The sequence below is a fragment of the Dehalococcoidia bacterium genome (genome assembly GCA_040902535.1).
In the GTDB taxonomy this organism is placed as follows: domain Bacteria; phylum Chloroflexota; class Dehalococcoidia; order DSTF01; family JACRBR01; genus JBBDXD01.
In genome coordinates this window covers 41,096-61,904 of sequence record JBBDXD010000027.1, presented here as the reverse complement: position 1 = coordinate 61,904, position 20,809 = coordinate 41,096, and the positions used below count along the sequence as shown (strand labels likewise).

Here is a 20,809-nt window from a genome sequence, read left to right as displayed (position 1 = left end):
CGAACCGCCCGTGTACGACGACTAGAGTACGGCGTTTCGGAGATACAAGGTCGGATGTCGGAGGGGCGGTTGAGGAGCGGTGTCCGCAGATGGGAAAGATGGTCGCAGATGGTGATCTGGGAGGGGAGCGGTGACTAGTCGTTGATTGTCGGCACGGGATCTCCCAGAGAGCGATGGTTGGATCTGGTCCGGTTGATATAGTTGCTCCGTTTGCGAGAGGAGCGTCTTGTGCCTGAGCCATCGTTGGTTATCGTCGTGCGGCATGCGCAGTCGGAGCATCATGTGCGGCGGCTGACTGGCGGCTGGACGGATACGCCGCTGACGTCGCTCGGGCATGAGCAGTCGCGAAGGCTCGCGGCGCGGCTCAAGTCGGAGCTTGGCGACACGCCGGTCGCGCTGTACACGAGCGACTTCCAGCGCGCGATGCAGACGGCGGCGCACATCGCGACGGAGTTCGGGGTGGAGCCGATCGCGGATGCGCGCTTGCGCGAGCACAACAACGGCGCGGCCGCGAACATGACGCTCGATGACGCGCGGGCACGCTATGCGGAGGCTTTCGCGCGGCCGTGGCTGATGGACGACCGGCCGTTCCCGGGATGCGAGTCGCGCCGCGAACTGTATGAGCGCGCCTCATCGTTTCTGGATGAGCTGGATGGTGATGGTCGCCTGCCCGTGGTTGTGGCGCACGGCGCCAGCATGGAGTGCGTCATCGCGCGCTGGCTGCGGCTGACGCCGGAGGCGCTGGAGTTGATCGGATTTGCCGCGCACACGACAGGCGTCACGACGCTCGTCCGCGACCGGTTCGGCGAGCCGGGGGTCGAGCGCATGAACGACGTCGCGCACCTGGCGGGGATGGAGGGCTGGGTGGGGCTCGACGGGCTGCTCGCGGCGCCGTAGGCGGCGGCCGTTCGCGGACACGGATCGAGATCCAGCCCGTCCTCCGCTAGCGTCACCCGCGCAGGGCGTATTCGCGCACGACGTTCATCGAGGAGCCGGTGCGCGTGTTCGCGGTGCGTTAACCGCGGAGCCCGTAGTCGCGCACGACGTCCAGCTCTGGCGCTGCGTCGTCGTCGAGGCCGGTGAACCACCAGCGCGCGAGCTGGATGTGCCGCACAAGCGTCTCGACCGGCTCGATCTTCGCGCGCACCTCAGGCAGCCGTTCGCGGAGCGCGTCGGCAACTGCGGCAGACTCAAACCACGCGATCGTGATGTGCGGCAGGTATTGCGCGTCATCGATGCCGAACGCATCGGCGCTGACTGCGGCTGCGAGATCGCGTCGCAGCGTTGCGAACGCGGATCCTGCGTCGTGTACTTCGAGGATGAGCGCTTCCGGGAAGACGTTCACCGGTCCGGCTTCGGCGCGCGCGGCCTTCGCGCGCCGTGCGATCTTCGCTGCGCGGTCGCCGATCGCGCCGACGTCCTGTCGCAGGACTTCATCGTCGCGGCGCTTCTCGATCACCTGGAAGCCGACGGCGCGGATCGAGATGTGGAGCTGGTCCGGATCCATCGGCACGAGCCCGGACACATCGCTCAGCGCGTCGAGCACATCCTGCGCGATATCCAGCACGCGCCGGTCGGTGACGTGCGCGTGAAACACGAGGAACTGCGCCCGGCCGGCGAGCAGCTGCTCGCGCTGTTCGGCGACGGGCACGAGCGCGCCGCCGTCCTCGAACCAGCGCCACGCGTCGTCGAACGACGTGAAGCGAGGCGCCACTCAGGCGTCGTCGTGGGATGGCGGCGGTGGCGCCGTGTCGCGGGGCGTCATGCGGTCCGCGGGATCGCCTTTCGCGGGCGCGTCGTCACCGTCGAGCTTGTTAAGCACGAAGTCGACGGCGCCCCGTACGGCCATGAGCGAGGCGCGGGCGGCATCCTTCGCGTGCTGTTTGACGTCGTTGAGTTCGTCGCGCATCGTCTGATCTGCCATGGCGGTCCCTCCGTGTGATGTCATGGTAGCTCGCTCGGTCACCGTCAAGAATGAATCAAAAAGCTGCGGAATTCAGGTGTCGGCGCCTCGCCTGAGGGTGTATGCTCCCATACGCGATGGAGAATGAACTCCTCCGAGGCGTCTATACCGCCGAACGGGCGAGCTCTCTGGCTGGCGTCCCAAAGAGGACGGTCTACTTCTGGGCGCGCCACGATATCCTCACGCCAAACGTTTCCGCCGAGCGAATCATGCTTTGGTCGTGGTCGGACCTAGTTGCGTTGCGCGCGATCTATTGGTTGAGGCATCCAATAGATCCGGAGGATCGATCCGCCACTAGTATGCGCCGTGTCAAAGGCATGATTAAGGCGATTGAAACCACATCGTCCCGGATGGGAGATGCTCTTTCGAAGGGCGAAGTCACGATCTATGTGGATCGGGCTGGAAAGACGTACACGCATTCGGGCGAAGGGTCTGAACTAGTCACACCAACGGATCGACTGAGACTCCTCGGCAGAGAAATGCTGGATCCGCTTGAGCAGTTCTTTGTCGATAGCTTTGTTAGCGGACCTGATTTGCGCCGACCTCGAGCTACCCTCCGGATTGTTCCCGGTAAGTTGGCGGGGGAACCACATGTTGAGGATACGCGGATCGAGACGCGTGTGCTGGACGCTCTGTCATCCAAGGGGTACGGCGACAGGCAGATTCTTGAGATGTATCCAGACTTGTCCGCGACATCCCTGACTGATGCCATTGATTTGGAACAGCAGTTGAAGCGCAACCTCCTCAAGGTTGCCTGACGCGAATGCCGGATTCGCGGCTGTTCGTTCTTGATCACGACTTCCCTACGAACGTCATGGCACTACTACCATGGCCTGACCATATAAGAATCGCCGGACTCAGGAACCTACACCCTGATCTGGTCAAGGATCACGACGACTGGGAAGTGCTGCGAGAACTGCGGTTGCGAGGCGGGGTAGATGCATTCATCACGCTCGACTCTAGGATGCTCAACCTTGCTAAGGAAATGGTCGTCCTATGTCAGTCGCGGCTTTCGATGATTGTCTTCGAGGACGTGGACAACGATCCGCTAGTAGCAACCGGGCTTCTCATGATTCATCTGCCATACATCAGCAGACAGCTCGTTCCACGGAAGGCGCAGCTGTGGATTATTCGTCGGTCTCCGTCGAAATCGCCGCTCAACCCTTGGAATGAAGGCGTCGAGAAAGTTGCGGTGCGAGAAGGCATTACCGCCAAGGAACTCTACGAGCGTGAAAGGCTGCGCCCCAATCCCTTTCTGGTTGGATCCTGAGGCACGCCCTTGCGCTACGCATTATCGAAAAAGTACACCGGGCCGCGCCAGTTCTCGTCGTCCCACTGGCGCTCTTCGAAGTTGCCGTCTGTGAGCGGGCCGATCGTATGGCTCCAGAAGGCCTGGGGGGCAGGTTGTTGCGCAGCACGGCGACCTGCCAGCGTCCGGGAAACTGCGCGAACACGTGCCTCGCGAGCTGCGCACCGACGCCCCTTCGGCGATATTTGCGGAGCACGAAAAACTCTTCGACGTACGCTGCGAGCGCATCCGCATCGAGCGGGCTGCCGCGCCGGACGAGCGCAAAGCCGGCGATCTTGCCGTCGACCCTGGCGATGTAACGATGCGGGAACTCGTTGCACCAGTAGTCTTTCTCGACGACCTCGTACGATCCGCTGTCGTGCACGTCGGAGCCGGTGTACTCGCTGAAGTCATAGACGTACAGCTCGAAGAGGTGGCCGAGCACGCGCCTGTACTCCTCGTCCGTAGCGTCGACGATTTCGACAACCGCGCGGTCCTTCAAAGCTTCACCACCAGATGATGTCATCAAGGTCCTCCTCGTCCTCTTCGGGCAGGCCGCGCGACCAGAGGTTCGTATCGAGGTATTTCCAGCCGCTGTCGGCGAAGATCATGACGATGTTCCCGTTCGTGATGCGTTCGGCGAAGCGCAGACCAGCGTGCAGCACGGCGCCGGCGGAGATGCCGCCGAAAATGCCTTCGCGCTCCATCAGCAGGCGGGCGGCGCGAAACGCGTGCCCGCTGCGGACCAGGATCTTGCCATCGAGAAAGTGCAGGTCGAGGATCGGCGGGATGAAGCCGTCGGCGAGCGACTTGAGGCCCTGCAACTGGTTGCCGGGATGCGGCTCGACGGCGATCACTTTCGTCGATGGGTTGGCTTCCTTCAGGCGGCGGCCGGTGCCCATGAGCGTGCCGCCCGTGCCCAGCCCGGCGACGAAGATATCGACGTCCGGCACGTCTTCCAGGACCTCGGCGCCGGTCCAGACGTAGTGCGCGCGGGCGTTGTGCTCGTTGGAGAACTGGTCGAGCATGAAGCGGCGTTCAGACGCGGCCAGCTTGCGCGCGGCATTTATGGCGCCGGTGACGCCGGCCTCGGCGGGCACCCAGTGCACCTCGGCGCCGTAGACGGCGAGCGAGCGCGGGATTTCGGGCCAGACGTTTTCCGGCATAACGATCTTCGCCCGGTAGCCGAGCGCGCGCCCGATCATTGCCAGCGCGATGCCGGTGTTGCCGGTGCTCGCTTCGATGACGGTGTCGCCGGGGACGATGATCCCGTCGCGTTCGGCGTGCACCAGCATGTGCCGCACGATGCGGTCCTTGACCGAGCCGGTCGGATTCCAGCCTTCGAGCTTCGCGAACAGCCGGACGTCGGGCTTCGGGGAGAGATGCCGCAGTTCGACCATCGGCGTGCTGCCGATGTTCTGGACCAGGTGGAGATGGTGCATGGGGGCAGTGTAGATGCTGGTCGCTGGTCGCTGGTTGCTGGTGGTTGGTTGCTGGTCGCTGGTCGCTGGTCGCTGGTCGCTGGTCGCTGGTTGCTGGTGGTTGGTTGCTGGTGGTTGGTTGCTGGTTGCTGGTCGTTGGGGGGTTGGAAGTTGGAGGTGTGCGGAACGGTGTTACAGGACGCGGGCTGCGCGTTCGCGCTCCAAGATCGCTTCTAGCTGGTCGACGGTTTCGGCGAGCTTGCCGGATTCGTTGATGATGACGTGCTCGAACTCGTCCTGGCGGGCCATCTCGCCGCGCGCGGCTTCCACGCGGCGCGTGACGCGCTCCTCGTCGTCAGAGCCGCGCGCGCGTATCCGTTGCTCGAGATCCTCGAACTTGGACGGTGCGATGAAGACGCGCACGGCGCCGGGCATGAGTCGCTTGATCGAGTCCGCGCCCTGAACGTCGGTGCGCACGTAGACATCCAGTCCTTCGCTCAGCCGGTCTTCGACCTGCTGCTTTGGCACGCCGGAGCGGTGACCGTAGATCTGCGCCCATTCGAGCAAGCCGTCGCCGGCGATCAACTCGTCGAACGCGGCGTCCGTGAGGAAGAAGTAGTCGATGCCATCGCGTTCGTTGTCGCGCGGGGCGCGCGTCGTGGCGGTGACGACGCGGTGAAACCGGCGCCCGCGCTGCGCCAGTTCGTCGAGCACGGCATCCTTGCCGGCCGCCGACGGGCCGGTGAGCACGACGAGGAGCGGCGCAGCGCTCGAGGCTTCAGCCTCGGTCACGCAACGTCCTCATCGCCGTGCACGCGCTGCAGGCGCCTGCCGCGAGCGCGGCCCTCGATCGTCTCCGGGGTGATGGCGGCGAGGACGATGGTGCCGTTGTCCATGAACACGACGGCCTTGGTGCGGCGCCCGCTGGTCATGTCGATCGTGTTGCTCTTGCCGCGGCCTTCTTGCACCAGGCGCTTCACGGGCGCGGAGCCGGGCGACGCGATCCCGACCATATGGTTCGAGGCCACGTAGTTGCCGAAGCCGATGTGTATCAAATCAGTGCTAGCCATGCCTTCACCTTGACCCTCGTCCGTGCTCCCCCTTTCCGTATGTACGATTCTCACCGGGAGATCGCCTCCAGGTGGCGCCAGAATCCCGGATAGGAGACGCCGACGCATTCGGCGCCTTCGATGGTGACGGCGCCGGCCCCGGCGACTCCTGCGACCGCCAGCGCCATCGCGAGGCGGTGATCGCCGAAGGAGCGCGCGTTTCCTCCCGCGATCCCGTTCCCTCCTTCGATAATCATGCCGTCCGGACGCTCTCGGATGCGTACTCCGAGCGCCGCCAATTGTGAAGCTGTTGTGGCGACCCGATTCGACTCCTTGACGATAAGTTCCCCCGCATCGCGGATTTCCGTGGTGCCGCGAGCGAACGCCGCCGCCACGGCGAGCACCGGCGCCTCATCGAGCAGTCGGGGCACGAGGTCGCCTTCGACGACTGTGCCTTCAAGCTGCGACGACCGCACGACGATGTCCGCCACCGGCTCGCCGCCTACGACGCGCTCCTCTTCGATGGCAAGGTCGGCGCCCATCGCGCGGAGGGCGTCGATGATGCCGGTGCGTGTTGGGTTGATGCCGACGCCTGTGATCCGCAGCTCAGCGTCCGGGTGTACGGTGGCGGCGACGATCCAGAACGCCGCCGCGGACATGTCGTTGGGCACGCGCATGGAGAGTGCTTCGAGGCGAGTACCGGGCGTGATCCGCACGGCGGGGCCTTCGCGCTCGATGTGCGCGCCCATCGCATCGAGCATGCGCTCCGTGTGGTCGCGCGCCGGGCCCGGCTCCTCGACGATCGTCTCGCCTTCGGCATAAAGCGCGGCGAGGAGCACGGCGGACTTCACCTGCGCGCTCGCCATCGGCAGCTTGTAGCGGATGCCGTGCAGGCCGCCGCCGCGCACGGTGAGCGGCGCGAACCGGGCGCCGTCGCGGCCGTCGATGCGCGCGCCCATGCGGCGCAGGGGCTCGGCGATGCGCGCCATGGGCCGCGAGCGCAGCGAATCGTCGCCATCGAGCACGGAGAGGAACGGCTGGCCCGCGAGCACACCGGCCATCAGGCGCATGGTCGTGCCGGAGTTGGCGCAGTCGAGCACGCCCGGCGGTTCGCGCAGACCATCGATGCCGGCGCCGGTGATGCGCAGCACGGAGACATCGCCGGAGGTGTCGAGTTCGTGCTCGACGCCGAGCGCGCGCAAGACGGTCAGCGTCGAACGGCAGTCTTCGCCGGGCAGGAAGTTGTGCACGACCGCCTCACCATCGGCGATCGCGTTGAGGATCGCGGCACGGTGCGAGATGGATTTGTCGCCGGGAGGCTGAATGGTGCCTCGCAGCCGCCGCGCCGGTTTGATCACGCGTTCGGTCATCGCGCGATCACCGCTTCTTCGCGCGATCTTCCTGCGCGCGGATGATGTCTTCCTGCTTCTTCATGAACTGCTTGAGCCGCGTCCCCATCAGCATGTCACCGAGGCTGATCGTTTCGACTTCGTCCCCCGTCTCCCTGGAGGGCGGGCCGTTGATCATGTAGTTGTCGCGTTCGATCTGTGCCCGCGTGAACGCTTCGATGACGCGTTCGCTCTCGCCGGACGCGATCGCTTCGCGGAAACGCGCGAGTTCGGCCTGCATGCGGTCGAGCCAGTGCAGCACGTTTTCCCGGTTCGTCATGACGATGTCGTGCGCCATCTCCGGCGCGCCGGACGCCAGGCGCGTCGTGTCGCGGAAGCCGCTCGATGCGAGCCCGGCCATCTCCGGCCATGCTTCGCTGCCGAACACGAGTGAGAAGAGCGCCGATGCCAGCGTCAGCGGCAAGTGGCTGATCGCGGCGACGTAGCTGTCGTGCTCGTCGGCGTCCATGAACAACGTCGTCGCGCCGGCTGTGTGCGCGAGGGAGATCACCGTCGTCACGGCGGCTTCCGGCGCGTCGACGGACGGCACGATCACCCACGGCCGGCCGCGAAACAGATCCGCCTCCGCCGCATCGATGCCGCTTGTTTCCTTGCCGGCCATCGGGTGGCCGCCGACGAAGTGCGCGCTCCGCGGCAACTTCTCGCGCGCCCAGCGCATCACCTCGCCCTTCGTGCTCGCGACGTCCGTGACGACCGCGCCGGGCTCGAGCGCGCGCGCGATCTCGTCGAAGATCGACGGGATGGTCATGATCGGCGAAGCGACGATGACCAGCTTCGCGCCGCGCACCGCCTCTTCGGGCGTGTGCGCGAACTCGTCGATGGCGCCGCGCTTCTTGGCGCGCTGGACCGTATCGCGCGAACGTGCGGTGCCGGCGATCTGGACGCCGGTGAGATTCGCCTGCTTGAGCGCCAGCCCGATCGAGCCGCCGATCAGCCCCAGCCCGATAATCGCGATGCGTTCCATGTCAGTTCCCGTCCTCAAGCTTCGTCGGCGGCCTGCAGGAGCGCCAGCCGCGCGTCGGGCGCCGCCGACTCCTGCTCTCTGATCATACGCACAACGTCGGCTTCCGCGCCCGCGGCGGCCGCAATCTCGGCGCCGAGCCTCGGGTGGTGCAGCAGACGCCAGATCGCCCGGCGCCACGACGTCGCGTGCTCGGAGGCCGCGCGCACCTGCGCGCCGGGGAGCGGCCCCAGCATGACGTAGGCGACGCGGTGCCAGAGCCGGACATCGCCCTTGCCGCAATCGTGGAGCAGCGCCGCCGCGAAGAGCGCCGGATCGTCGCCCTGCGCCGCCTCGCGGACCCGCTGATAGACGACGATGCCATGCTGCTGGTCGCGCAGCGTCATCGCCTCGAAGACCGTGCGCAGCGGCGGATTGAGATATCGGTAGGCGTCGGCGCGGTCGTCGGCGGTCACGCGCGGCCGCAATGCGCCGAAGAACTGGCGGACGCGGTGGGTGATGCGCGGAAGCATCAGGCGCCCGTGAACAGATGCACGAGCCAGCGCACGGATGGGCCCAGGATATCGGCGAGCGGGCTGTAGCCGGTCAAGAACGGGATGCCGAACAGCACAACGAGCAGGATCGCGAAGCCATACTGGTCGAGCTTGGCGAACTCGCGCGCGAGGCTGTCCGGCAGCAGGAAGAGCGCGACCTTGTAGCCGTCGAGCGGCGGGATGGGGATCAGGTTGAAGAGGCCCAGGATGCAGTTGAGGTAGACCGCCCCGGTCAGGAACAGCCCGACGTAGTCCTCGAACTCCTGCACGCGCAATTCCCAGATGAACGCCGGCAGGTTCGCAATCGGGTTGATGTATGGCACCATGCCGAACTGGATCGGCAATGCCAGCAGCCCCGCCATGACGAAGTTCGACAGCGGCCCGGCACCGGCTACGAGGAAGGACGCGGTCTTTGGGCTGACGTTGAGGCCGTAGGGGTTGAATTGCACGGGCTTCCCCCACCCGAACCCGACGAGCATCATCAGGAGCGAGCCGGCCGGGTCGAGATGCGCCATGGGGTTCAGCGTGACGCGGCCCTGGCGCGCGGGCAGCTTGTCGCCGAGCGCGTTTGCCGTGTACGCGTGACAGGCTTCGTGGAAGCCGATGCCGATGAGGAGCGCGAACACGGTGGTGCTGACGAGGACCAGGAACAGCCCGAAGTTCTGGTCGATGAGGTCACTGTGGATGAGGATCAAAAGGCGGAGTCCCCCGTAGCGCGCGTCGCGGGTGAAGTCTAGCATTGCGGGTCGTCAGGGGTCAGTCGTCTTTGCGGCCGTTAGGAGCGGACGCATCATGCTGGGGTACTTCACCCTCGCAGGTCCAGCCTCAGCACAGATTCGCAGCGATCCTCTGTTAGTCTTCCAACCGTGTCTCGCCTGTTCTTCGAGTCTGATGCCAGCGAGCCGTGCCCGATCGAATTCGGCGGCGCGACCGACCCGCTCGTCGCGTTCCTGTCGTTCGCGTTTGCCGCGCGGTACGGCGCGCAGCACGACCTGACGAAGCTGGCGATGCTGCTCAGGGGCGAGCGCAAGATCGACCTGACGCCGCTGCTCACCTTCGCCGACCGCAATGTCGAGGTCGATGCGGATCGGCTGGAACTCGAGCGCGTCTGGCAGCCAGCGGCGCCGCTCGCGGCCACGATCGACGCCGTCGTCGAAGCGCTGGAATCGGGCGATGAGCGCATCGACGCGCTGTTCGCCGGAACGCCGGGCGTGTTGCCGCGCCTGCGCGACCTCGGCGCGATGGCGCGCTGGGCGGCGGGGCGCGATGCTCGCGTGCGCCTGACGTTCGAGCTGTGACGAGCGGAGTGCGCGCGACCGCCACGCCCGGCACGCTTGTCGATCGTGTGCGCGAGTTTGTCGATCAGCACTGGTGGGCGCTCGACGCGGTGCTGATCGCCGTGCTGTTGATTATCGCCGGCGTGCTTCGGCTCGTGCTGCTGGGCGACATCCCGTACGGCGTACACCCGGACGAAGCGCAGGTCGGCACGGATGCGCACAGGATCGTCGATGGCGACCTCTGGGCGGTGTACACGACGGCCGCCCTCGGGCAGCCGACGGGGCACGCGTACTTCTCGACGCCTTCGATCTGGCTGCTGGGCGACACGGCGTTTGCGCTGCGGTTGCCGCTGGCGCTCGTCGGACTGGCGGCGATCCCGCTGCTCTACGCGTTCGTGCGGACGTCGTTCGGGCGCACGGAGGCGTTTTTCGCCGGCGCGATGCTTGCGCTTTCGTACTGGCACCTGCTGTACAGCCGCGTCGCGCACTGGTCGATCTCGTACGGCACGGTGATCCTGGCGGTGCTGCTCTGCACCATGCTCGGACGCAACACGAAGCAGCGGTGGTGGTTCGTCGCGGGAGGGGTGCTGCTCGGGCTGGGCATCTACACGTACAACATCTATCCGATCGCCGTCGTCGCGGTGCTTGTGTTCATCGGCATCATGTGGCTGATCGACTGGCGGAATCGCGATGACCGCAGGTGGTGGCTGGGTTCGACGCTGGCGTTCGGCGCCGCGGCGTTCGTCGTCGCGCTGCCGATGTTCATCTATCTCTCGAACCCCGACGCGTACTACTGGAAGCACATCGACAACTACCAGGAGGTCGGCGTCGCGAGGTCGGCGGAGTGGGATGACGCCTCGTTCGCCGGCAAGATTCGGCTGACGGGCGAGCAGGCGTGGACGTTTTTTCGCACCTACACCCACGACGCCGACTGGGACATCGTCGACGCGAACGGGATCAGGCCGGTGTTTGACCCGCTGACGCTCATTTTGATCGTCGCAGGGCTGCTGTTCGCGTGGCGTCATCGCCGCGACCCTGTGGTGATCGCCGCGCTGTGCTGCGCGCTGATCATCCCGCTTCCGGCCGTGACGCAAAACGGCTCGATCATGCGACAGCCCGTCGCGGCGGCGCCGTTCGTGATGCTGATCGCCGCGCTGCCGCTCGCCGCAGTGTGGCGCGCTGGTCTTGATGATCGCCGCCGGCGGACGATCGCGTTCGGCTCGGTCGCCGTGGTGTTGGCCGTGCTGACCGCGACGACGGTGCGTGACTACTTCTGGACGTGGCGCGAGCATCCGTTCGTGCGCGAGATCTACTTCTCGGAGTTCACCACGGTGTCGACGTTCATGGACGGCTTTGGGGACGACGCGTACTTCTACCTCTACAGCGATCGCGCGCCGCTCAGCCAGGAGACGCGGCAGTACCTGGCTCCGGACGCGGAGGGTGAGGACCGATCGTTCGAGTTCAGCAACGCGGAGGCGTCGATCGAGGACATCGACCGTGGCCGCGAGGCGGTGTTCGTGCTGCTGGAGCCGTACTTCGACTTGCTGCCCCAGATCGAAGCGCGCTACCCGGGCGGACGTGCCGTCGAAGCAACGCGCGACGGCAAGATCGAGTTCTACGCGTACGTGTTGCCGGCGGTGGAAGACGGGAGATCCGTGGGGCCGCCGTAGGGGCGGGGTCGTCGGTGGGAGGTGTCGCGCCAGCGCGCACTCGGACGCAGCTAAAGCTACGTCCCTACGATCGCGGGGTGGCGATGGGCGTGCGGGTCATGTGAATGTCGCACTGACGCGCGGGGCTCGGACGCAGCTAAAGCTACGTCCCTACGATCGCGGGTGGCGATGGGCATGCGGGTCATGTGAATGTCGCGCTGACGCGCGGGGCTCGGACGCAGCTAAAGCTACGTCCCTACGATCGCGGAGTGGCGATCGGAGCGCGGTTCATGTGAAGTGAGCTACGGAAAGATTCCGCGTACGGTCGTCGCATCGACGACGCGCTGCACGGCGAGCATGTACGCGGCTTCGCGCATGGTGACGCCGTGCGCTTCTTGCAGGTCGGCGACTTCCTTGTAGGCGCGCTTGATGATCTTCTCCAGGCGCAGCACGACTTCCTGCTCTTCCCAGAAGAATGACTGCAGGTCCTGCACCCACTCGAAATACGACACGATGACGCCGCCGGCGTTCGCCAGGATGTCGGGCACGACGAAGACGCCGCGCTGGTTGAGGATGCGGTCGGCCTCCGGCGTCGTCGGGCCGTTGGCGCCTTCGACGATCATCTTCGCCTGGATGCGGGCGGCGTTGCGGCCGTGGATCTGGCCTTCGAGGGCGGCCGGGACGAGCAGGTCGACGGGCAGTTCGAGCATCTCCTCGTTCGTGACGTGCTGGCCGGCATGACCCGGTGGGATCAGACCATGCTCGCGCGTCGACGCGAGGGTCGCGCTGATGTCGAGCCCCGCCGGATCGTAGATGGCGCCGTTGGTATCGCTGATCGCGACGACCTTCGCTCCGGCTTCGTGGAGGAGACGCGCGCTGACGCTGCCGACGTTCCCGAAGCCCTGCACGGCGACCGTCGCGCCTTCGAGCGCCACGTCGCGATGGCGGCACGCTTCCTGCGTCACGAAGAGCACGCCGCGGCCGGTCGCCTCCAAGCGGCCGCTGCTGCCGCCGATCGTAACCGGCTTGCCCGTGACGACGGCGGGGGTCGAATGGCCGTGCATCATGCTGTAGGTGTCCATGATCCACGCCATGACCTGCTGGTCGGTGCCCATGTCGGGCGCCGGCACGTCTTCGTCCGGGCCGATGAGCAGGCCGATCTCGGCGGCGAAGCGTCGCGTGAGCTTTTCGAGTTCGCGGCGGCTGAGCGACTTCGGGTCGACGATGACGCCGCCCTTGGCGCCGCCGTACGGCAGGCCGGCGACGGCGCACTTCCACGTCATCCACATCGCGAGCGCACGCACCTCATCGAGCGATACGTTGGTGCTGTAGCGCAGCCCGCCCTTGACGGGGCCGCGCGCTTCGTTGTGGTGGATGCGGTAGCCGGTGAACACGCGAATCGAGCCGTCGTCCATGACGACCGGGAAGTTCACGGTGAATTCGCGCTGGCAGTGGCGCAGGATCTCGCGCAGCCCCTCGTCGACGCCGAGGCGCTCCGCGGCATCGTTGAACTGCTCGATGGCGTTCTCGAACGGGTTGTCGGCGGGCGCCTGCGATGCTGGTGCCTGCGTCATCGCGCCATCACTGCTCGACGTTCTCGCGCAGCCAGTTACCGTCGGGATAGGGCGCGGTGGGGAAGAACGCATCGAGGAGCGTCGCGGCCATGGCAGCGCCGCCGTTGCGCAGGTAATTGCGGCAGTCGGCGTCGGTCTCCCACGTCGTCACTTCGACCATGCCGCCGGCGTCGCCGTCGCGTCGCATCTCGCGCGATACGAAGCCCGGCTGCTTCTGCATGAGCGGCGCGATGCGCGTTTCGAGCGCCTGCTGGCGCTTCGCGAACTCGCCGGCTTCGCGCACGGTCATGGTGCGCTTGAGCGTCGATACGACCACGGCGGCCTCCTGTTCGTGCGTGCCTTCTCCTCGAAGATTGCGCTGGTTGGCTCAGAGACGCAAGGGGCGCTGAAGGACGCGGGACGCGGGAGGCGGGACGCTGGGTGCGGGATGCGGTAGAGCCGCGAAAAGCGAGTCAGCGGGCAGACACGCCTCAGGTTCGCGTCGTCCCGCTGATATCGGTGAAGTATCGGCAGGTTACTGCTGGGCCAGCACCTGCTGTGCGCTGACGGGGCGCAGCCCGTCGTCCGTCCACTCGAGCACCAGCTTGTTGTCGAAGTCGGCGGGCGGCTCGGAGACGAAGACGGCGCGCGGCAGGTTGAACGCCGCCGCATCGCCGTAGAGGGCGCGCGCGACGGAGGGCACCCAGGTGTATTGCTCCATCGGGTTCGTCCAGGGCCCGTCGATGATGTAGATCGTCGTGCCCGGCGGCACCGTCGCGTAGTTCGCCTGCAGTTCGTTCACGAGCAGTTGCCAGCGGTCGGTCGCGATTCCGGAGCGGCGGTCCTGCGCGTACGTCTGCCATCCGTATAACGAGGCGACGGTCGCGACGGCGATCAGCGCGAGCATCGCCGCCGGTGCGCGCGCGACCCGGTGTACGGAGCGCACGCGGTCGAAGACGTAGTATCCAGCGATGGCGATGAGCGGCGCGAAGAAGGCCACCGCGGAGTAGCTGTAACGCGACGCCGTCCAGATCTCGACCGGCACGTACGGCAGCAGCGCCAGCGCCACGCCGGCGACCGCGACGCGTGCGATGTTCGGGCCGCAGATGACGAAGAACGCGCCGAACGCGATCACCACGCCGGCGACGATCCATCGCATGCCGCTGGGATCGTGGGGGATGCTCTTGATCGGGACGACGAGCCATGAAAGGTAGACGGCGTAGTTCGTGATGACGTGTTCGCCCCAGTAGTAGCCTTCGAACTTGATCTGGTCGCTGGCCCAGAACTGGTAGTACACGCTCCAGCCGCCCGCGACGATCGCGAACGGCAGCGCGTGGAGCACCAGCCGCAGCGGCGCGTTGTGCCAGCGCCGCGCATAGAGCGCGTAGGCGCCGGCGATCAGCGGCGCGTAGACGAAGTGTCCTTCGTTGGCGAGGAATGCGAGCGCAAAGAGCCCGAACGATAGCCAGTATGCCCAGGCGGTGCGCTCGCCGTCCTGCACGTACGAGATGATGGCGAGCAGCGAACCGAGCACGAGCGCCGTCGCCAGCACGTGCGGCAGCGCGGTGATGTACGTCACGGTGTCGAAGTGGGCGCCGGAGACGCCAAAGATCACCGCCGCCACCGCGCCGATCATCGGGCGGTGGGTGACGCGCAGCATCAGCGCGTACAGCACGACGAGCGATGCGAGGTGCAGCGAGAGGTTGACCGCACGCCAGCCGCGCGCGTCCATGCCGAAGAGTTGCCATTCGGCGGCGTAGATCAGTCCCGTCAGCGGTCGCCAGTTCGGGACGATGTCCTGCATGAGCAGTGTGTGCTTGAGGTAATTGCCCGTGCCGTCGTGGTTGATGCTGCCGAGCACGACGAAATCATCCCCGTCGAAGAAGTAACGGAGCGTCGGCGCGTGGACGATGAATGTGATGGCGACGGCGGCAAGGATGCCCCAGTGCCGGAGGACGAATCGCCACGTGTCGCTGACGATCAGAGACACGGAGATCCGTGGCCGGCGCAGGACGAACCCGTCCGCGGTCACGGTTATCGGGTACTTCACGGTTATTCAGTTGTTCAGTTCAAAAACGATATGTGGCGGGGGGCACCACATCAACCACCAGGACGAGGGGCATTGTAAAGGCGATAAGCCGTTAGCAAAACGCATAACCGGTCAATATTCGGAGATTTTATGTGGCGCCCTTATGTACCCGCTGATCGGCCCGGCGGACCCGTCGTGACGCGCCAGCAGACTTACGTCAACTGCCGTGAAGGCTCGTGTGCGCTGCTTGTGGAGGGCCCCGCCATGCCGCCGGCGCCCTACGAGGCCGCGCTCAGCGTGTCTGCTACGTCCAGGAGATCCAGCAGCGAAGTGACTACTGGCGCATCGATCTTGGGCGCCTTGCCGTCGCGGTCGATCAGGACGGGGTGGAGGCCGGCGCCGCGCGAGCCCAGCACGTCGGCCAGGTAGGAGTCGCCGACGTAGATCGTCTCTTCGGGGCGCACGCCCGCGCGGCCCAGCGCATACATGAAGATCTCGCGGTGAGGCTTCGAAGAGCCCACGACCGCCGACGCCACGACGAAGTCCATCATGATCGTGATCTCGTGCGCGTGCAGGATCGGCAGGAGGTCGCTGCCCCAGTCCGACACGACCCCCTGGATCAGGCCGCGCTCCTTCACGCGGGCAAGCGTGTCGAGCACCTCCGGGAACGGCTGCCACTGCAGCGGGTCCTTGTACCAGTCGTACAGCGACTCGCCGGCCGCGATCACCTCATCGCGCGAGAGATCGCCGACGATATCGCGCAATGCGAACGCGTAGTACTCGGACCAGAAGCTGCGCGCCGCCGCGTCGGAGGCGTACGAGCCCAGACCATCGGCGCCGAGGCGGCTGTAGAAGAATGCGCCGACATCCGGGAAGTCACCGCGATGTTCCATGGCGATATCGATGCCGAGTTGGTGCGCGAGAAAGTCCCACACTTCGCCGAAGTCCGGTCGCGGCCTGACGAGCGTGTGCCCTGCGTCGTAGAAGATCGCGCGGATCGTCATCCACCGGCGCGCCATGCGGCGCTGCGGGTGCGCATATCGACGACGAACTCCGCCTTCGCCTCGATGTAGCCCAGGATGTCGCGGTCGAACTCCTGGGCGTTCGCGAGCTTCAGCGCGGCGTACGCCTCTGCCACGTCGGAGTGCGCGCGCAGGTAGTCGCGGAAGTCCAGGTAATACTTCCAGCGCTCGCCACCGTACGGCACGAAGTGCGTGTTGTAGTTCATCTCCTGCGTGCGGAGGGGCGCGTATCCCCAGTCATGCTCGTTCAGTCGCAGGCCCTTGTATCCGAGAGCGATCATGATCGGCCGGAACTCGTCGAGCACAGGCATGTCGGCCACCCCGACGCATGTGTCGATCGTGGGCTTGGCGGCCAGCCCTGGCACCGAGGTGCTACCCACGTGCTCGATCGCCAGCGCGTGCGGACCCAGCGCCGCCGCCAGCCGCGCACGCTCTGCCGCCGAAAACCGGGGCCAACGCTCGTCGTACGGTGCGACGACGATCCTTGCGTGCGCATCGATCTGGGCGGCGAACTTCGCGAGGGCGCCTTCGACAAAGTCGGTCTTGTTGTCCGTGTAGTAAATGTTGAGTTCCGTCGAACCCCAGCTTGCGCCCATCTTCGCGTTGTAGTCCGCCGCGATGGCGCGCTTGAGGTCCGCGTATGCATCGCGATCCTCGGGGAAGTAGCGCAGATAGTTGCGGAAGCGGAGGTGCTTCACCCACCACTCGCTCCCCTTTTCGACGAGGTGCACGTGCAACGCCCGCGCGCCATCGCGGTCTTTGCGGAAGTAGCGACGCTCCGGCGCCCCCTCGTCGACGTCGTTCGGCTGCTCGTACTCGGGCACGTACTCGTAGCCGATGCTCGCGAACCGCGCGATGACGTCGGGCGTCACGTCCGCAAGGGAGCGCACGCCGGGCATCATGTCGACGATCGGCTTCGCGGCGAGGCCCGGCACGGCCGTGCTGCCCACATGCTCGATGCGTTCGAACAGCCCATCGCCGACCGTGTCGAAGATCAGTTGGCGTTCGTCGCGAAAGATCTGCGGCCATTGCGGGTCGTAGTCGGCGATGACGATGGGCTTGCCGGTGCGCGCGGTCGTCATCAGAGCGTCGATCCGGTGGCTTCTTCGATGATGCGGAGCGCCAGCTCGACGCCGATGGGCATGCATGCCTCGTCGAAGTCGAAGCCGGGGTGATGATGCGCCTCGACGCGCTTGACATGCCGCGGCGAGGCGCCGAGCAGGAAGTACACGCCGGGCGCGCGGTCGAGGAAATACGACATGTCGTCGGCGCCGGTGACGCGCGTTTCGCCCACGTGCTCCGGCGCCAGGAACCGCGCCGCGACGCCGGCGACCATGGCCGCCGTATCGGGATCATTTGTGCATGCGGGCAGCGTCGAATGGTCGAATTGGTATTCCGCGCCCCACGCCGAGGTGACGCCGCGGACGATCTCATCCATGCGCTGGAGGATGCGGTCGAGCACCGGCTTCTCGTACGTACGCACCGTGCCCGACATCATCACTTCGTTCGGGATGATGTTGCCGCGGACGCCGGCCTCGAACCGCCCGACCGTAACGACGGCGGTCGCGGCGGGATCGACGGACCTGCTGACGACGCTTTGCAGCGCGACCACGACGTGCGAGGCCACGAGGATCGGGTCGATCGTCTCCTGCGGCGCCGCGGCGTGGCCGCCCCGCCCCCGCACGATGATGCGAAAGTGCGTCGCGGCCGCGAAGATCGGCCCCGGCGTGACGAGCACGTGCCCGAGCGGGCTGCTCGACCAGATGTGCAGCCCGAACGTGCGGTCGACTTTCGGGTCGTCCATGACGCCGGCATCGACCATGCGTTTTGCGCCGCCGACGTGCTCTTCGGCCGGCTGGAACGCGAAGCGCACGCTGCCCGCGAGGCGATCGCGCGACGCCTGCAGCACCGCGGCGAGCGTCAGCGCGATCGCAGTGTGGCCGTCGTGGCCGCAGGCGTGCGTGGCGCCATTCGTCGAGGCGAACGGCAGTCCTGTCGACTCCAGGAGCGGCAGCGCGTCGATGTCGGCGCGCCAGAGCAGGTTCGGCCCCGGCAGGGCGCCGCGCACGATCGCGGTTGCGCCCGTGTCGGCGACATCGCGCACGTCATCGGCGCCGATCGACGTGAGGCGTTCGAGAATAACGGCTTGCGTGCGGTGCTCCTGCGTCGAAAGCTCGGCGTGCTGGTGTAGGTCGCGCCGCAACGCGATGGCGTCGGCAATCAGCGCCTGCACGGACGCCCGCGCGCGCGGCAACGTGTCGTCGGTGATGGTGGTGGTCATGGCGTGTAAGGGTAGCAGGGTGGGGGTTCGCGGTCAGACGTCGGAGGTACGAGGTCTGAGGTCAGAGATCACGGCGTGTTGACGCCGCTGGCGATCGCCCAGCGTCCGTCCGGCGACCAGCTCACGTGCTGGCAGATGCCCGTGTCGTTCGTGTCGCCGGCGCCCGCCGCGACGGATGCGAGCACGTCGCCCGTCGCTACTTCGATGAGCGAGCAGTCTTCGCCGGGGATGGCGCTGGCGATCGCGTGGCGGCCGTCTGGCGAGAAGGAGACGCTAAAGCCGTGCAGAATCTCGGGCAGGGCGCGCTTTTCACCGTCGAGCGTCATGAGATATCTCGCGGCGCCGATCGACTCATCGAACGAGCCGTCGATGAAGAGGGCGCCGGTACCGGCCCACCGAGCGCCGTTGCCGCTGCTGGACGGAACGGCGAGCACGAGTTCTCGCTGCGGCCACGAGTACACCTCGAACGTGGGATCGGGCGAGCACGGCTCCGGCGGCGCGCCCGGTTCGTCGGGCGGGCAGATCGCCTGGCGCGCGAGTAAGAGATGCGCGCCGTCGGCGGACCAGGGGTTGTTCGCCGGAAATCGCGCTATGTTCTCCTCGCTCGGCCACTCCCACTCGATGCAGGCGTAGGATGTGGCGTCGCCGCAGTCGCCGTCGGCCGCGAAGACACCGAACACCGATGCTTCGCGATCCAGCATGCCGGTCGAATCGACAGGCGTTGTGCCTCCCGCCAGGTACTCGCCGCGCGATGAGAAGTATCCGAACGCGCGAGCGCCACTAAAGAGTACTTCTGAATCACCGGACGCTACGTCGATCAGCTCGAAGCTTCCCGTTCGGAGGTCGGCCATGGCGACGCGGCGCCCGTCGCCGACAGCACCAAGCACGGTGACGGGGCTGCCTTCGCCCGACGACGTCACCTGCGGCGCGATCTCTCGTACGAGCGCACCGTCGATGCCGAGAGCTACCCACGTCTGCGTGTTCGCGTCGAAGGCGACGATGGTCTCGCCGTCGTCGACCCATTCGGCGCGGATGATCGCGCGTCCGAGGTCGAGTCCTTCGGCGGTGAGCGCGTCCATGTCGAAGAGCGCGACGGTGCCGGGTGGCACCGTGTCTACCGCCGGCGTCGACTCGCCGGCGGGGGTGTCGGGCATATCGACATCGCGCTCGCCGTCGTCGCCGCCGCACGCGGCGAGGAATGTGAGCAGCGCAGCGATTGCGAGTACGCTCACGCGCAGAGCAAGTGCTCGCGAGTGCGGATGCGTCATCCGATCCTTTTGCGTGATCAGGTCGCCACCTCATCCGGGCCTAGCTTTGCGCCCGTCGGGAGATGCATGCCGTCCGGCACGCTCGCACGGTCGGCGAGCACAGCGTCGCGGAGATGCGCAGCCGCGCCGATGTTCACACGGGCGCCGATGATGCTCCCGCGCACCTGCGCATCGACGCCCACCGCGACGTCGTCCCACAGCACGCTCGCCTCGACCAGCGCACCAGCGCCGATCTCCGTCCGCTCGCCGATGACGCTGGGCCCCGCGATCCGCGCGCCCGGTTTGATTGATGCACCGGCGCCGACGTACACCATGCCGTTGATCGTGGCGTCCGGCGCGACGCTCGCCCCGTCATCCAGCATCACGTGCGTGCCGCGCGCGGCCGCGGCGCGCTCAAGGAGCAGCGCGTTCGCGCGCAGGTAGCGGTCGGGCGCGCCGACGTCGACCCACAGGTCCTCCTCGAACCCCTGCGCGCGCATGCCATCGGCGATGATCCCCGGGAACAGCACGCGCTCCGAAAACTGGTCGACGATCGCCGAGTCGTCGTCGGGGATGCGGTCGAGGATCTCAGGCTCCCAGAGCCAGGTGCCCGCGTTGATGAGGTCGCTGGGCTGCTGCCCCTGCGGCGGCTTTTCGACGAAGTGCGAAATCCGCCAGTCGTCGTCGATGGCGACGACGCCGAAGTGCCAGGGATCTTCGACGCGCGCCAGCGACATGCTGAGCGTCGCGCGCGTCTTCCAGTGCGCCTGCAGCATCGCTGTCAGGTCGATGTTCGTGAGGATGTCGCCGTTGCACACGACGAGCGTGCCCTCGGCGCCTGCCATGCGGGCTGCTTCTTTGACCGCGCGTCCGGAGCCGAGTGGCTGCTCCTCGTAGCTGTACTGGAGTCGCACGCCGAAGCTCGCGCCATCGCCGAAGTGCGCCTGCAACTCGCGCACCTTCGCGGAGCAGGCGAGGACGATGTCGGTGACACCGTGGTCGCGCAGGTTCTCGATGCGATACTCGAGCAGCGGCCTGCCGAGCACGGGCATCAACTCCTTGCGAAGCGAGTAGGTGAGGGGGCGCAGCCGCGTACCGGAGCCACCGGCGAGGATCACCGCATGCAT

23 protein-coding genes are annotated in these 20,809 nt (G+C 66.6%); 6 read left to right on the top strand and 17 right to left on the bottom strand.

What is annotated here, in order from left to right; all coding sequences use genetic code 11:
* Nucleotides 1-228 precede the first annotated feature (228 nt).
* The gene (locus tag WEB52_15060; protein ID MEX2227754.1) at nt 229-897 is read left to right on the top strand and encodes a histidine phosphatase family protein; all 669 of its coding nucleotides are present in this window, start codon (nt 229-231) and stop codon (nt 895-897) included.
* 118 nt (nt 898-1,015) lie between these two features.
* Here WEB52_15060 and WEB52_15055 read toward each other — a convergent pair whose 3' ends face one another.
* Nucleotides 1,016-1,714, bottom strand: coding sequence for a 2'-5' RNA ligase family protein (locus WEB52_15055; GenBank protein MEX2227753.1), 699 nt, complete (start codon nt 1,712-1,714; stop codon nt 1,016-1,018).
* The gene (locus tag WEB52_15050) at nt 1,715-1,924 is read right to left on the bottom strand and encodes a hypothetical protein (GenBank protein MEX2227752.1); all 210 of its coding nucleotides are present in this window, start codon (nt 1,922-1,924) and stop codon (nt 1,715-1,717) included.
* Nucleotides 1,925-2,040: 116 nt separating this feature from the next.
* On the opposite strand from WEB52_15050, the gene WEB52_15045 reads away from it, so the two are divergent.
* From WEB52_15045 to WEB52_15035, 3 genes are all read left to right on the top strand, one after another.
* Entirely contained in the window at nt 2,041-2,721 is a 681-nt protein-coding gene (locus tag WEB52_15045) for a DUF433 domain-containing protein (GenBank protein ID MEX2227751.1), read from the top strand.
* A gap of 5 nt (nt 2,722-2,726) precedes the next feature.
* A complete protein-coding gene (locus tag WEB52_15040) occupies nt 2,727-3,233 on the top strand; it encodes a hypothetical protein (GenBank protein ID MEX2227750.1) in 507 nt (168 codons plus the stop codon).
* Between the two features lie 184 nt (nt 3,234-3,417).
* A complete protein-coding gene (locus WEB52_15035) occupies nt 3,418-3,771 on the top strand; it encodes a hypothetical protein (protein MEX2227749.1) in 354 nt (117 codons plus the stop codon).
* On the opposite strand, the gene WEB52_15030 is transcribed toward WEB52_15035, so the two are convergent.
* The 7 genes from WEB52_15030 to WEB52_15000 all read right to left on the bottom strand — a co-directional run bounded on the left by WEB52_15030 (nt 3,758) and on the right by WEB52_15000 (nt 9,364).
* Nucleotides 3,758-4,693, bottom strand: a complete 936-nt coding sequence (locus tag WEB52_15030) for a cysteine synthase family protein (protein MEX2227748.1) — start codon at nt 4,691-4,693, stop codon at nt 3,758-3,760. The genes WEB52_15035 and WEB52_15030 overlap by 14 nt on opposite strands.
* Nucleotides 4,694-4,864: 171 nt before the next feature.
* Nucleotides 4,865-5,464, bottom strand: coding sequence for a guanylate kinase (gmk, locus tag WEB52_15025; protein MEX2227747.1), 600 nt, complete (start codon nt 5,462-5,464; stop codon nt 4,865-4,867).
* On the bottom strand, nt 5,461-5,742 hold the full coding sequence (locus tag WEB52_15020; GenBank protein MEX2227746.1) for an extracellular matrix/biofilm biosynthesis regulator RemA family protein: 282 nt from the start codon (nt 5,740-5,742) through the stop codon (nt 5,461-5,463). Before WEB52_15020 ends, gmk begins: the two co-directional genes overlap by 4 nt.
* A gap of 50 nt (nt 5,743-5,792) precedes the next feature.
* On the bottom strand, nt 5,793-7,091 hold the full coding sequence (gene aroA / locus WEB52_15015) for a 3-phosphoshikimate 1-carboxyvinyltransferase (GenBank protein ID MEX2227745.1): 1,299 nt from the start codon (nt 7,089-7,091) through the stop codon (nt 5,793-5,795).
* A 7-nt stretch (nt 7,092-7,098) separates the two neighbouring features.
* On the bottom strand, nt 7,099-8,094 hold the full coding sequence (locus WEB52_15010; GenBank protein MEX2227744.1) for a prephenate dehydrogenase/arogenate dehydrogenase family protein: 996 nt from the start codon (nt 8,092-8,094) through the stop codon (nt 7,099-7,101).
* Between the two features lie 14 nt (nt 8,095-8,108).
* Nucleotides 8,109-8,603, bottom strand: a complete 495-nt coding sequence (locus WEB52_15005; GenBank protein ID MEX2227743.1) for a hypothetical protein — start codon at nt 8,601-8,603, stop codon at nt 8,109-8,111.
* Nucleotides 8,603-9,364 (bottom strand): site-2 protease family protein, encoded by a 762-nt coding sequence (locus tag WEB52_15000; protein ID MEX2227742.1) that lies wholly within the window; start codon nt 9,362-9,364, stop codon nt 8,603-8,605. Before WEB52_15000 ends, WEB52_15005 begins: the two co-directional genes overlap by 1 nt.
* 126 nt (nt 9,365-9,490) lie before the next feature.
* Here WEB52_15000 and WEB52_14995 point away from each other — a divergent pair, with 126 nt between their 5' ends.
* The gene (locus tag WEB52_14995) at nt 9,491-9,922 is read left to right on the top strand and encodes a hypothetical protein (GenBank protein ID MEX2227741.1); all 432 of its coding nucleotides are present in this window, start codon (nt 9,491-9,493) and stop codon (nt 9,920-9,922) included.
* Nucleotides 9,919-11,571: a glycosyltransferase family 39 protein gene (locus WEB52_14990; GenBank protein MEX2227740.1), complete on the top strand. Its 1,653-nt coding sequence runs from the start codon at nt 9,919-9,921 to the stop codon at nt 11,569-11,571. The genes WEB52_14995 and WEB52_14990 overlap by 4 nt, the downstream gene beginning before the upstream one ends.
* Nucleotides 11,572-11,852: 281 nt before the next feature.
* On the opposite strand, the gene WEB52_14985 is transcribed toward WEB52_14990, so the two are convergent.
* The 8 genes from WEB52_14985 to WEB52_14950 all read right to left on the bottom strand — a co-directional run bounded on the left by WEB52_14985 (nt 11,853) and on the right by WEB52_14950 (nt 20,809).
* The gene (locus WEB52_14985) at nt 11,853-13,124 is read right to left on the bottom strand and encodes a Glu/Leu/Phe/Val dehydrogenase (GenBank protein ID MEX2227739.1); all 1,272 of its coding nucleotides are present in this window, start codon (nt 13,122-13,124) and stop codon (nt 11,853-11,855) included.
* A 7-nt stretch (nt 13,125-13,131) separates the two neighbouring features.
* Nucleotides 13,132-13,440, bottom strand: a complete 309-nt coding sequence (locus tag WEB52_14980) for a hypothetical protein (GenBank protein ID MEX2227738.1) — start codon at nt 13,438-13,440, stop codon at nt 13,132-13,134.
* 198 nt (nt 13,441-13,638) lie between these two features.
* Nucleotides 13,639-15,153 carry a hypothetical protein gene (locus WEB52_14975; GenBank protein MEX2227737.1) on the bottom strand — a complete coding sequence of 505 codons (1,515 nt, stop codon included), beginning with the start codon at nt 15,151-15,153 and terminating at the stop codon, nt 13,639-13,641.
* Between the two features lie 257 nt (nt 15,154-15,410).
* Nucleotides 15,411-16,151 carry an HAD family hydrolase gene (locus WEB52_14970; GenBank protein MEX2227736.1) on the bottom strand — a complete coding sequence of 247 codons (741 nt, stop codon included), beginning with the start codon at nt 16,149-16,151 and terminating at the stop codon, nt 15,411-15,413.
* Entirely contained in the window at nt 16,133-17,236 is a 1,104-nt protein-coding gene (locus tag WEB52_14965) for a GrpB family protein (GenBank protein ID MEX2227735.1), read from the bottom strand. Before WEB52_14965 ends, WEB52_14970 begins: the two co-directional genes overlap by 19 nt.
* Nucleotides 17,236-18,435 carry a M20 family metallopeptidase gene (locus WEB52_14960; GenBank protein MEX2227734.1) on the bottom strand — a complete coding sequence of 400 codons (1,200 nt, stop codon included), beginning with the start codon at nt 18,433-18,435 and terminating at the stop codon, nt 17,236-17,238. The genes WEB52_14965 and WEB52_14960 overlap by 1 nt, the downstream gene beginning before the upstream one ends.
* Nucleotides 18,436-18,503: 68 nt before the next feature.
* Nucleotides 18,504-19,667: a hypothetical protein gene (locus WEB52_14955; GenBank protein ID MEX2227733.1), complete on the bottom strand. Its 1,164-nt coding sequence runs from the start codon at nt 19,665-19,667 to the stop codon at nt 18,504-18,506.
* 53 nt (nt 19,668-19,720) lie between these two features.
* Nucleotides 19,721-20,809, bottom strand: coding sequence for an NDP-sugar synthase (locus WEB52_14950; protein MEX2227732.1), 1,089 nt, complete (start codon nt 20,807-20,809; stop codon nt 19,721-19,723).

Bases quoted from the DNA above. Each gene is read 5' to 3' on its own strand.
- WEB52_15030 (MEX2227748.1), bottom strand. From the start codon at position 4,693: ATGCACCATCTCCACCTGGTCCAGAACATCGGCAGCACGCCGATGGTC.
- WEB52_15050 (MEX2227752.1), bottom strand. From the start codon at position 1,924: ATGGCAGATCAGACGATGCGCGACGAACTCAACGACGTCAAACAGCAC.
- WEB52_15045 (MEX2227751.1), top strand. From the start codon at position 2,041: ATGGAGAATGAACTCCTCCGAGGCGTCTATACCGCCGAACGGGCGAGC.
- WEB52_15005 (MEX2227743.1), bottom strand. From the start codon at position 8,603: ATGCTTCCGCGCATCACCCACCGCGTCCGCCAGTTCTTCGGCGCATTG.
- WEB52_15000 (MEX2227742.1), bottom strand. From the start codon at position 9,364: ATGCTAGACTTCACCCGCGACGCGCGCTACGGGGGACTCCGCCTTTTG.
- aroA (MEX2227745.1), bottom strand. From the start codon at position 7,091: ATGACCGAACGCGTGATCAAACCGGCGCGGCGGCTGCGAGGCACCATT.
- WEB52_14960 (MEX2227734.1), bottom strand. From the start codon at position 18,435: ATGACCACCACCATCACCGACGACACGTTGCCGCGCGCGCGGGCGTCC.
- WEB52_14985 (MEX2227739.1), bottom strand. From the start codon at position 13,124: ATGACGCAGGCACCAGCATCGCAGGCGCCCGCCGACAACCCGTTCGAG.
- WEB52_14950 (MEX2227732.1), bottom strand. From the start codon at position 20,809: ATGCATGCGGTGATCCTCGCCGGTGGCTCCGGTACGCGGCTGCGCCCC.
- WEB52_15010 (MEX2227744.1), bottom strand. From the start codon at position 8,094: ATGGAACGCATCGCGATTATCGGGCTGGGGCTGATCGGCGGCTCGATC.
- WEB52_14965 (MEX2227735.1), bottom strand. From the start codon at position 17,236: ATGACGACCGCGCGCACCGGCAAGCCCATCGTCATCGCCGACTACGAC.
- WEB52_15020 (MEX2227746.1), bottom strand. From the start codon at position 5,742: ATGGCTAGCACTGATTTGATACACATCGGCTTCGGCAACTACGTGGCC.
- WEB52_15040 (MEX2227750.1), top strand. From the start codon at position 2,727: ATGCCGGATTCGCGGCTGTTCGTTCTTGATCACGACTTCCCTACGAAC.
- WEB52_14970 (MEX2227736.1), bottom strand. From the start codon at position 16,151: ATGGCGCGCCGGTGGATGACGATCCGCGCGATCTTCTACGACGCAGGG.